The 10,007-nt window shown below is 70.9% G+C and carries 11 protein-coding genes and 1 pseudogene; 5 read left to right on the top strand and 7 right to left on the bottom strand.

From position 1 onward, the window contains the following. Nucleotides 1–226, top strand: a 226-nt coding sequence (locus IE249_RS38710; protein WP_229859417.1) for a ClpB D2-like domain containing protein, incomplete at its 5' end; no start/stop codon positions are given. A gap of 82 nt (nt 227–308) precedes the next feature. Here IE249_RS38710 and IE249_RS28300 read toward each other — a convergent pair. Then, nucleotides 309–950: an HAD family acid phosphatase gene (locus tag IE249_RS28300; RefSeq protein ID WP_189709229.1), complete on the bottom strand. Its 642-nt coding sequence runs from the start codon at nt 948–950 to the stop codon at nt 309–311. Between the two features lie 456 nt (nt 951–1,406). Between IE249_RS28300 and IE249_RS28295 the strand changes: the two genes are divergently transcribed. Beyond that, entirely contained in the window at nt 1,407–1,988 is a 582-nt protein-coding gene (locus tag IE249_RS28295; protein WP_189709227.1) for a M23 family metallopeptidase, read from the top strand. A gap of 105 nt (nt 1,989–2,093) precedes the next feature. Here the strand turns inward: IE249_RS28295 and IE249_RS28290 are convergent, their stop codons facing one another. Next, nucleotides 2,094–2,690, bottom strand: coding sequence for a TetR/AcrR family transcriptional regulator (locus IE249_RS28290; RefSeq protein WP_189709225.1), 597 nt, complete (start codon nt 2,688–2,690; stop codon nt 2,094–2,096). A 150-nt stretch (nt 2,691–2,840) separates the two neighbouring features. Between IE249_RS28290 and IE249_RS28285 the strand changes: the two genes are divergently transcribed. The 3 genes from IE249_RS28285 (at nt 2,841) to IE249_RS28275 (ending at nt 5,553) form a co-directional block, all read left to right on the top strand. Beyond that, a complete protein-coding gene (locus IE249_RS28285; protein WP_189709223.1) occupies nt 2,841–4,442 on the top strand; it encodes an MDR family MFS transporter in 1,602 nt (533 codons plus the stop codon). Between the two features lie 147 nt (nt 4,443–4,589). Beyond that, nucleotides 4,590–5,015 (top strand): helix-turn-helix transcriptional regulator, encoded by a 426-nt coding sequence (locus IE249_RS28280; protein ID WP_189709372.1) that lies wholly within the window; start codon nt 4,590–4,592, stop codon nt 5,013–5,015. Between the two features lie 91 nt (nt 5,016–5,106). Further along, nucleotides 5,107–5,553 (top strand): VOC family protein, encoded by a 447-nt coding sequence (locus IE249_RS28275; RefSeq protein ID WP_189709221.1) that lies wholly within the window; start codon nt 5,107–5,109, stop codon nt 5,551–5,553. A 45-nt stretch (nt 5,554–5,598) separates the two neighbouring features. Here the strand turns inward: IE249_RS28275 and cseC are convergent, their stop codons facing one another. The 5 genes and pseudogenes from cseC to IE249_RS38705 all read right to left on the bottom strand — a co-directional run. Then, nucleotides 5,599–6,948: a two-component system sensor histidine kinase CseC gene (gene cseC / locus IE249_RS28270; protein WP_189709219.1), complete on the bottom strand. Its 1,350-nt coding sequence runs from the start codon at nt 6,946–6,948 to the stop codon at nt 5,599–5,601. An 11-nt stretch (nt 6,949–6,959) separates the two neighbouring features. Beyond that, on the bottom strand, nt 6,960–7,661 hold the full coding sequence (gene cseB / locus IE249_RS28265) for a two-component system response regulator CseB (RefSeq protein ID WP_189709217.1): 702 nt from the start codon (nt 7,659–7,661) through the stop codon (nt 6,960–6,962). 242 nt (nt 7,662–7,903) lie between these two features. After that, nucleotides 7,904–8,557, bottom strand: coding sequence for a hypothetical protein (locus IE249_RS28260; protein ID WP_189709215.1), 654 nt, complete (start codon nt 8,555–8,557; stop codon nt 7,904–7,906). Further along, entirely contained in the window at nt 8,545–9,084 is a 540-nt protein-coding gene (locus IE249_RS28255) for a SigE family RNA polymerase sigma factor (RefSeq protein WP_030177423.1), read from the bottom strand. The genes IE249_RS28260 and IE249_RS28255 overlap by 13 nt, the downstream gene beginning before the upstream one ends. A 367-nt stretch (nt 9,085–9,451) precedes the next feature. Further along, nucleotides 9,452–9,928: pseudogene (locus IE249_RS38705) on the bottom strand (hypothetical protein); the annotation flags it as partial. Between the last annotated feature and the right edge of the window lie 79 nt (nt 9,929–10,007).

Here is a 10,007-nt window from a genome sequence, read left to right as displayed (position 1 = left end):
CCGGCCGCTGCGCCGGACGATCCAGCGCGAGATCGAGGACTCGCTCTCCGAGAAGATCCTCTTCGGCGAGCTGCGTCCCGGTCACATCGTGGTCGTGGACACCGAGGGCGAGGGCGACACCCAGACCTTCACCTTCCGGGGTGAGGAGAAGTCGGCCCTGCCGGACGTCCCGCCGATCGAGCAGGCGGCCGGCGGAGCCGGTCCGAACCTGAGCAAGGACGCGTAAGGCCCCAAGCGGAGGGGGCTGCCCAGGGACCCGAAGTCCCTGGGCAGCCCCCTTCGTGCTGTCCGGAGGGCTGTGCGAGCTCTCAGGAGAGCTGCCCGTCGTAGTCGGGCAGCTTGAAGGTCTTCTCGGCATGGCCGCCCGAGAGGTCCGTGGCGCTGTTGCCGATGTTCGCGATGATCGTCCAGCCCTTGGCCTCGATGGCGGCGCGCTTGGCGGTCTTGTAGTCGGCGACGTTCTTGAACAGGTCGAACAGGCCGCGGACGTAGAGACCGTCCACGTGGTAGCCGTCGTGCTTCAGGTTGTACTCCGTCGGCTCCTCGATGATGCCGGGGCGGGCCGTGACGAAGAACAGCGCGACGCCGTGTTCCTGGGCGTACTGGGCGACGCGCAGCACGGGCTTGTTGGCGGGCTGCGGGTAGCTGAAGCCGAAGTCGGTCTCCAGGGTCGTGTTGTCGATGTCGAACACGATGGCCCGCTTCTCGCCCGCCCCGCCGCCCGCGATCCGCTGCTGCAGATAGGGCAGGGCCTGGTCCATCACGGCCTGGCAGTCCTTCTGCCAGGTGTCGTAGTCGACCTTCCCGGACGCCGTCGTCGCGGCGGCCGCGGCCGCGCCCGCCGCGTCCGTGGGCGCGGCCTGCGCGCCCACCGGGACGGTCAGTGCCGTGGCGGCGAGCGTGGCGACGGCGGTCAGGCCGATGCGGCGCGTCCAGGTGCCTGTGGTCATGGGTGGGGGGTTCCTCTCGCGTCCAAACGCTGCTGATTTGTTGTGAGCATGCTGGATCGGCGGGGTGACCGGAAGGGGACCGGATGATTACTTGTCGGTAACTGTGTTGAGACGCGGGCCACATGAGGTCCGTCACACGCACAGGGGTCCCGGCCCCGCTCCCCGGTGACATGGCGCACAGGTGTTTTGTCCCCTACTACGCCACTTAGTGTCGGACAGGGATAGAAAAAGCGGACATTTCGCCCGAGGGAATGAACCGCCATGGGGTCTCTACTGGGGGTTTGTCCGAAATGGGTGGGACGTCAAGAGACGTAGAACACTGTCCGTGGATACGGCTTTGGGTAGTAGTGGGGGTGTTTGAGCGGCGTCGGTCGGCGGGGTTACCAAGGTGTGGCCCGCCCGGCGAAGGCAGAAACGTCCGGGTGGTTCTCATGTCCCCCACCCCCAGAGGTTTCGATGTTCCAGCGCGCCACGTCCCGTTCCGCCCGTACGACCAAGCTCCGCAACCGTGCCGCCGTGCTGGCCGCCGGCCTGGGGGTCTCGGTCGCCATGGGTGCGGGAGTAGCGTCCGCCGCCGAGACCGCGGCGGCTCCCACCGCCACCGTCGCCAAGTCGGCGGCCGCCTGGGTCGACCCGGTGCAGCACTACACCCTGACCGCCAGCTTCGACCAGGGCGGCAGCCACTGGATGCACAAGCACAGTGGCCAGGACTTCGCCGTGCCGGTGGGCACCGGGGTCGTCGCCGCCCACGGCGGCACCGTCGTCAAGGCGGGCCCCAACGGCGGCGGTGACGGCCCGGCGTACGGCAACGCCATCGTCATCAAGCACGGCAACGGCACGTACTCGCAGTACGCGCACCTCTCCCGGATCGACGTGAAGGTCGGCCAGGTCGTCGCCACCGGTCAGCACATAGCCCTGTCCGGCAACACCGGCAACACCACCGGCCCGCACCTGCACTTCGAGATCCGCACCACCCCGAACTACGGCTCCGCCGTGAACCCGGTCGCCTTCCTGCGCGCCCACGGCGTGAAGGTCTGAGCGAAGACCTGAGGCCCCGCGGCCACCCCGCGGCACCACGGACCGCCGCCCCGCTGAAACCAGCGGGGCGGCGGTCCGTCGTCGCAGGGCCCTGCGACCGGTCCCTCAGGCGGTACGGCCGCCCTGGTGGGCCTGGGTCACCAGGTCGATGGCGACCTCGAGGACCGCCTTGCGCTTGTCCTCGGGATCGCCCTCGAGGTCCCGCATCACGAACATCCCGGCGTGCAGCGTGAACAGGGCGCTGATGCAGCGCACCTGGTCGGTCAGGCTCGCGTCCGGATCGATGATGATGTCCCGCAGGCCGGTCATGCGGTCCTTGAAGGTGTCCCCGATGCGCAGCTCCCGCACCGTCGCCTGGTTCTCCTGCATGAAGCGGAACAGGGGCGCCGCGCCGGCGAGCGCCTGGCCGTAGCGGCGGACGATCTCCTGCTTGGTCTCCAGGGTGTGCGGCTGACGGCGGCCCCACTCGATCAGTTCCTCGATCGGCTGCGTCAGGTCCTCGAAGAGACTGACGATGATCTCTTCCTTGGTCTTGAAGTGGTAGTAGAGCGCCGCCTTCGTGACGTCCAGCCGCTCGGCGATCTCCCGCAGGGAGGTCTTCTCGTAGCCCTGCTCGGCGAAGAGTTCGAGTGCGACGTCCTGGATGCGCTGGCGGGTGTTTCCGCGGCGCTGCTGCTTGGTGCCGTCCATGGTGCCGCCCATCCTCGTACTCCTCGCGCTCGGAGAAAACTTACCTGCCGACAGGCCAGTGGAAACTTACTTGACGCCCGGCTAGTAAACGCTCTACCTTCCGGAGTGTAGTCAACTTGCCGGTCGGCAAGTAAGTAGGGAGCAGTTGGGGGAGTGGGAGCGATGGCGGACACGCAGACGACCGGGACGGACGCGGTGCCGGCCGGCAAACAACCAAGGAGCGTGCGGGTCGTCCTGCTCGCCCTCATGATCGCGATGATGCTCGCGATGCTGGACAACATGATCGTGGGCACCGCGATGCCGACCATCGTCGGTGAGCTCGGCGGCCTCCAGCACCTGTCCTGGGTGGTGACCGCGTACACCCTCGCCACCGCCGCGGCCACCCCGCTGTGGGGCAAGCTCGGCGACATGTACGGGCGCAAGGGCGCCTTCATGACCTCGATCGTGATCTTCCTGGCCGGCTCCGCGCTGAGCGGCATGGCGCAGAACATGGGCGAGCTGATCGGCTTCCGTGCCATCCAGGGCCTCGGGGCCGGCGGTCTGATGGTCGGCGTCATGGCCATCATCGGCGACCTGATCCCGCCCCGGGAGCGCGGCAAGTACCAGGGCATGATGGCCGGCGTCATGGCGCTCGCGATGATCGGCGGCCCGCTGGTCGGCGGCACCATCACCGACAACTGGGGCTGGCGCTGGGCCTTCTACATCAACCTGCCGCTGGGCGTGGTGGCCCTCGCCGCTGTCAGCGCCGTACTGCACCTGCCGAAGAAGCGGGCGCAGGCGCGGGTCGACTACCTGGGCGCCGCGCTGCTGACCCTCGGCATCAGCGCCATCGTCCTCGTCACCACCTGGGGCGGCTCGGAGTACGCCTGGACCTCCGCGCGGATCATGGAGCTCATCGCGATCGGCGTGGCCGCGCTGGTCGGGTTCGTGTTCTGGCAGACCAAGGCCGCCGAGCCGGTCGTGCCGCTGCACATCTTCCGCAGCCGCAACTTCACCCTGATGTCGCTGATCGGCTTCATCACCGGCTTCGTGATGTTCGGCGCCGTCCTCTTCCTGCCGCTGTACCAGCAGTCGGTGCAGGGCGCCTCGGCGACCAACTCCGGCCTGCTGCTCCTGCCGATGCTGGGCGCGATGATGGTCGTCTCGCTGGTCGCGGGCCGGGTCACCACCAACAGCGGCCGCTACAAGATCTTCCCGATCGCCGGCGGCGTGCTGATGATCACCGGCCTGTACCTGCTGTCCCTGATGGACACCGGCACCACCCGCCTCACCTCCGGCCTCTACATGGCGGTGCTCGGCGCCGGCATGGGCTGCCTGATGCAGATCACCATGCTGGTCGCGCAGAACAGCGTGGAGATGAAGGACATGGGCGTGGCCTCCTCGACCACCACCCTGTCCCGCACGCTCGGCTCGTCCTTCGGTGTGGCGATCATGGGCGCGCTGTTCAACAACCGCGTCTCGCACGTCATGGCGGAGCGGGCCGGCTCGGTCGGCTCCAAGATCACCGAGAAGTCGGCGCAGCTGGACGCCAAGAGCCTGCAGAAGCTGCCGGCGGTGGCCCGTGAGGCCTACCAGCACGCGGTGTCCGCCGGTACGCACTCGGCGTTCCTGCTGGGCTCCGTGGTGGCGGTGGTCGCGCTGGTCGCGGCGCTGTTCGTCAAGGAGGTGCCGCTCAAGGGCGCCGGTCCGGCCACCGCCAAGCCCGGTGACGGCGACGGCGCGAGCGAGGCCGGGGCCCACGCGGGAGTGGCGGAGGCCGTCTAGCGGCGCGCCCCGCGCAGTCCCGGCCCGAGGGCCGGGCGGCCGAGTGAAGGCCCCCGGAGTGTCCGCCCCGGGGGCCTTCGCCGTGCGGCGGCGTTGATGCTCCTGCTGCTGTCAGACCCCCGTGCCACCATCGGGAGCATGGACAAGATGCGGCAGTTGCGGCTGGCGAAGGACGCCATGGACCGGGACTGGGCGGATCCGGGACTGGACCTGGAGGCGGTGGCGGCGCACGCGGGATATTCGCGCTACCACTTCATCCGCGCGTTCAGCGAGGCCTACGGCGAGACGCCCGGCCAGTACCTGACCCACCGCCGCATCGAGCGCGCCGAGGAGATGCTGCGCACCGCGAACCTGTCGGTGACCGAGATCTGCCACCTGGTCGGCTTCAGCAGCGTGGGCACGTTCTCGGCCCGGTTCAAGGCCCGCACCGGCCTCACGCCGAGGGAGTACCGCGCGCGGCACGTCGGCCGCGGCGCCGCCCTCATACCCGGGTGCTACGCCATGCTCTGGGCCGGCGGTTTCCGGCCCGGCGCCGGGCCGCCGCCACAGCGCAATTCCGGAGAAGCGCGCTGATGCCCGCCCTGCCTACGGTGGCAGCGCAACGACACGCAGGCCCTGTGCGCGGTCGCACCAAGGGCCCTCACCCTCGTCCCCGGGAGAAGCCGTGATCAAGGGGCTCGCCATCACCACCGTCTGGGTCCTCGACCAGGACCGCGCCAAGGACTTCTACACCAACAAGCTCGGCCTGGAGGTCCGCACCGACATGACCATGGGGGAGGGCGGTACGCGCTGGCTCACCGTGGGCGCCCCCGGCCAGCCCGATGTGGAGCTGACGCTCATGGTGCCCGGCCCGCCCGCCATGGACCCGGAGTCGGCCGAGATGATGAGGAAGCTCGTCGCCAAGGGCGCGCTCGGTGCCGGTGTGCTGGCCACCGACGACATCCACGGCGACTACAAGCGGCTCAAGGACCGCGGTGTGGAGTTCCTCCAGGAGCCCCAGGAGCGGCCCTACGGCACCGAGGCCCTCTTCCGCGACGACTCCGGCAACTGGTTCTCCTTCACCCAGCGCCGGGAGGGCGGCCTGGACATGGACAAGGACTGGGCGAGCTGACCCCGCCCGGCGCGGACCGGGCCGCCGAGCGCACCGCCCGGCGGCTCACTGTCCCGGCAGCGTCGGATAGCTGCCGGTGTTCGTCGGCGCGTGTTCCGGCAGCCACAGGACGGCCACCGCGCCCTCGGCCGGGATGTGGTCCGGCGCGCCCGCGGGGCGCACGTTGCGGAAGGTCAGCCGGGCGCCGAGCACACGCGCCTGACCGGCGGCGATGGTCAGGCCCAGCCCATGGCCGCGTCCGGCGCGGTCCGCGCTGCCGGTGCGGAACCGGCTCGGTCCCTCGGCGAGCAGGTTCTCGGGGAAGCCCGGCCCGTGGTCGCGCACCCGGATGACCCGTCCCTCGACGGTCACCTCGATCGGCGGCTTGCCGTGCCGTGCGGCGTTGGCGAGCAGGTTGAACAGCACCCGCTCGAGCCGTCGCGGGTCGGTGGTGACCACCGACTCGTGGACCACCCGCACCTCGACGTCCGGGTCCTTGGCCGCCACCCGCCGGGCGACGAACTCGCCGAGCATCACGTCCTGCAGTTCGGCCCGCTCCGAGGCGCCGTCCAGCCGCGCCACCTCCAGCACGTCCTCCACCAGCGTGCGCATGGCCTTCGCCCGGTCCAGGACCAGCTCCGTGGGGCGGCCCGGCGGCAGCAGCTCGGCGGCCGTCAGCAGGCCGGTCACCGGGGTGCGGAGCTCGTGCGCGATGTCCGCGGTGACCCGCCGCTCCGCCTCCAGGCGCTGCTGCAGCGCGTCCGCCATCGCGTCCACCGCGCGCGCCAGGTCGTCGGTCTCGTCGCGTACGACGCCCCCGATCGCCTCCCGCACCCGTACGTCCGTCTCGCCCTTGGCGACCTGGTTCGCGGCGGCCGCGGCCTTGCGCAGCCGGCGCGAGAGCTGACCCCCTATGAGGACGCCCAGCGCGCTGCCGCCGAGGACGACCGCGATGGAGCCGATCACCAGGGCCTGGTCGAGGTCGTTCAGGATGTTGGTGCTGCGGTCCGTGAAGTGGGTGTGGAGGGACAGCACGTGTCCGTCCTTGAGCGGCACGGCCGCCCAGATGTCCGGGCTGCCGTGGTGGTCGGTGACGAAGGTGGCCCGCCGTCCCTCGCGCACCTTCTCCAGCAGCGCGTGCGGCAGCAGCGGGTCGTCGATCTTGGCGTCGGCGAAGTTGGGCCGCCGGCCGGGACGCTCGTAGATGCTCTGGGCGAGCACCAGCCGCTGGTCGGCGAAGTCGCGCGAGTTGTCCAGCATCGACACCCGGGCGGCGTTGTGCACCACCAGGCTGAGCGCGATCGCCACCAGCGCGCCGACCAGCGCGATGGCCGCGCTGAGCTTCCATCTGAGCCCCGTACGGATGTCCGCGTGCTCCAGGCGCCCCGAGAGCAGGCGCCGCGTGTTCCCCCGCATCGTCCGCCCGCCTAGGCCTTCAGCTTGTAACCGAAGCCGCGGACCGTCTCGATGCGGTCCTGGCCGATCTTGGTGCGCAGCCGCTGCACATGGACGTCGACGACGCGTGTGTCACCGCCCCAGCCGTAGTCCCACACCCGCTCCAGGAGTTTGTCCCGGGAGAGCACCGTGCCCGGCGCGGAGGAGAACTCCAGCAGCAGCCGCATCTCGGTGGGGGTGAGCGCGACCGGCTGACCGGCCCGGCGCACCTCCATGCCCTCGGTGTCGACCTCCAGGTCGCCGAAGGTCAGCACCCCGCCGTCCATGTCCCCGTTGTCCGGCTCGGTCCGGTCGCCGCCGGCGTGCCCGAAGCGGCGCAGCACCGCGCGGATCCGGGCGACCAGCACCGCGCCGTCGAACGGCTTGGTCACGTAGTCGTCGGCGCCCGCCTCGAGGCCCAGGACCACGTCGATGGAGTCGGCGCGCGCGGACAGCATGATCACGGGCACCGTCGACTCGTCGCGGATGCGCCGGCACAGGCTGACCCCGTCGAGGCCGGGGACCATGACGTCCAGCAGCGCGATGTCGGGCCGCCTGGCCCGGAACGCATCCAGGCCCGACAGGCCGTCGGGCATGGCCGTGACCGCGAAGCCGTCCCGCTCCAGGGCGAGCTGTGTGGCCTCGCGGATGACGTCGTCGTCCTCGACGAACAGGACGTGGGTCTGCTCTGCCATCCCGGTGCTCTCAGTCCTCGTGTCGCTTCTTCGTGGTCCGGTTGCCGTGACGCGCCGTGCCGCGCCGCGTGGCGCGTCCCGGTGGCACACGGTGGCCGGTGGACGCCCGGCCGCGCGAGGCGCTCACTGTGTGGACGCCGCGAGGGCCGGTCACGTTCACTTCCGACCGGTTCACCAAAGGATCGGACCGGGGGGCCCGATCGGTTCACGCCACGGCAATTCTCTCTCGCGGCCGGTCCCGGTCAGTTGTCCGGGACCGGCGAGGGGCCGCCGCCGACGGCCTTGCTGTACTCGTTGCGCGTGCTGTACTCCTTGGTGAACCGGGTGCCGGACCAGCGGTAGGTGATCACGTCCTCGCCGGACGGATTCGACACCGGGTCGCCCTTCTCGTAGACCTGCTTGGTCACCACGAGGTCGCCGCGGTCGATCTCGGCGTAGACCGGGGGCTCCTCGGTCCTGAACACGTTCTGGTAGCCGCCTGCCTGCGCCCGGTAGACATAGGCTCCCACGCCCACCGCGTCCCCGCAGGTCAGCACGTTCACCACGATGTCGTCGACCGGGCCGCCGGTGAGGTGGCCGTAGGAGACGTCGACGGGGTACTCGTCGGCGACGCAGGGCTTGAGGCCCCGCTTGACGGAGGCCGAGACCTTCGGGTCGTCCTTGACGAGCCGGACCGCGTCCACCCGCTCCGGGGTGTCGGTGGGGCTCGGGGAGGCCGTCGGAGCGGCGCCCGTCACCGAGCTCGCGTGGGCCGGCCCCTCGTCACGGGCGCCGGTGCCGCCGGTCCCGCAGGCGGACACCAAAAGGGCGAGGGCGGCGAGCACGGCCACCGCCGTGATCGCCGCCTGGAAGGTGTCCTGGGCCCGGATGGGCCCGGGGCCGGTCAGGCCGCGCAACGCTCCCGCTCCTCACGCTCCAGCGCGCGTGCGTCCAGATCGCGGGCCTCCAGCTCCTCGCGGAGCCGGGCGAGCGCCCGGTGCAGCGTGCTCTTGACCGTGCCCGCGGACATGCCGAGGGCCGCGGCGGTCTCCTCCGTGGACATCTGCTCCCAGTGTCGCAGCACCACGACGCTGCGCTGCTTGGGAGCGAGAACTTTCATGATGTCCATAAGAAGCGCCCGGTCGGCGTGCTGCTCGGTGGAGTCCTCGACCGAGGCGTCCGGGAGCTGCTCGGTGGGGACTTCCTCCAGCTTGCGGGCCCGCCACCACTCGGTGCGGGTGTTGATCATGACGCGGCGCAGATAGGCGTCCGCGAGCCGCTTGTCGGCGATGCCCTCCCAGCGGCCGTACGTCCGCACCAGCGCCGTCTGGAGCAGGTCCTGGGCGTCGACCGGGTCGGGCACCAGCCGGCGTGCGCTGCGCAGCAGCGCGTCCTGCCGGGTGCGCACGTACTCCTCGAACTCGAGCACCTCGCCCTGCGCCATGTTCAACCGCCTCCATCCCCGTTTGCCGACCCGGCTTCCGCCGGTTCTCAAGCTCTGGTCGCGGGCGGGCTGTGGTCAGCAGCCGCCCGGTGCCTGTCGGGCACGCAATTGAAGGTACGGAGGGGTTGTCACGGCGTTGTCCGAGGCAGCCTTCGGCTAGCCCTCGGCTGTGCGTCGGTTGTGTAACGGAAGTAGGTTCGGGGTAAGGGGGCGCTCCGATTGGTCCGTTTTTGCGGTGATTTGGGGTACGTGGAGGCGCCCGATTCCGTGACACAGGTGCCCGCGACGCCACTTGAAGCTGTGCACCGCCTGTGAAGTGAGGCCGTGTCAGGTCGTCGGCGCGGGTGGGCCGCGCCGGGCCGTCAGGTCAGCGGCAGCCGGTACAGCCCGCCCGGCAGCGGCTCCACCAGACCGTCCGCGACCAGCCCGTCCAGGGCCCGGGCCCGCTGGACCGGCTCGTGCCACACCCGGTCGAGCCGTGCCTGCGGCACCGGCGTGTGGGCCTCCCGCAGCACCGCCAGCAGCTTGCCGCGCACCTGCCGGTCCGTACCGGCGTACGTCTGCCCGCGGCGCGGCGGCCCCTCGTGCTCCGGCTTGCCCGCGAGCCGCCAGGCGCAGTGCGCGGCGATCGGGCAGCGCGGGCACGACTCGTTCTTGGCGGTGCACACCAGCGCGCCGAGTTCCATGGAGGCGGCGGCCCAGCGGGCCGCGGTCCTCTCGTCCTCGGGCAGCAGCGTGCGGGCGAGCCGTCGTTCGGCGGCCGTGGTGGCGTTCGGCGGGTACCGCACCCCGGTGACCGCGCGGGCGAGGACCCGGCGCACATTGGTGTCGAGCACGGCGTGCCGCTGGCCGTAGGCGAAGGAGGCGACCGCGGCGGCGGTGTACTCGCCGATGCCGGGCAGGGCGAGCAGTTGGGCGTGCTC

The sequence above is a fragment of the Streptomyces anandii JCM 4720 genome, assembly GCF_014650655.1.
Taxonomy (GTDB): domain Bacteria; phylum Actinomycetota; class Actinomycetes; order Streptomycetales; family Streptomycetaceae; genus Streptomyces; species Streptomyces anandii.
The sequence above is the reverse complement of the archived record's forward strand: the minus strand, read 5'-3'. Positions and strand labels throughout refer to the sequence as shown.

Coding starts and splice junctions, on each gene's coding strand:
- IE249_RS28255 (WP_030177423.1), bottom strand. CDS start 9,084: ATGGCGCAGGGCGAGGTGCTCGAGTTCGAGGAGTACGTGCGCACCCGG.
- IE249_RS28290 (WP_189709225.1), bottom strand. CDS start 2,690: ATGGGCGGCACCATGGACGGCACCAAGCAGCAGCGCCGCGGAAACACC.
- IE249_RS28280 (WP_189709372.1), top strand. CDS start 4,590: ATGCGGCAGTTGCGGCTGGCGAAGGACGCCATGGACCGGGACTGGGCG.
- IE249_RS28300 (WP_189709229.1), bottom strand. CDS start 950: ATGACCACAGGCACCTGGACGCGCCGCATCGGCCTGACCGCCGTCGCC.
- cseC (WP_189709219.1), bottom strand. CDS start 6,948: ATGCGGGGGAACACGCGGCGCCTGCTCTCGGGGCGCCTGGAGCACGCG.
- IE249_RS28285 (WP_189709223.1), top strand. CDS start 2,841: ATGGCGGACACGCAGACGACCGGGACGGACGCGGTGCCGGCCGGCAAA.
- IE249_RS28295 (WP_189709227.1), top strand. CDS start 1,407: ATGTTCCAGCGCGCCACGTCCCGTTCCGCCCGTACGACCAAGCTCCGC.
- cseB (WP_189709217.1), bottom strand. CDS start 7,661: ATGGCAGAGCAGACCCACGTCCTGTTCGTCGAGGACGACGACGTCATC.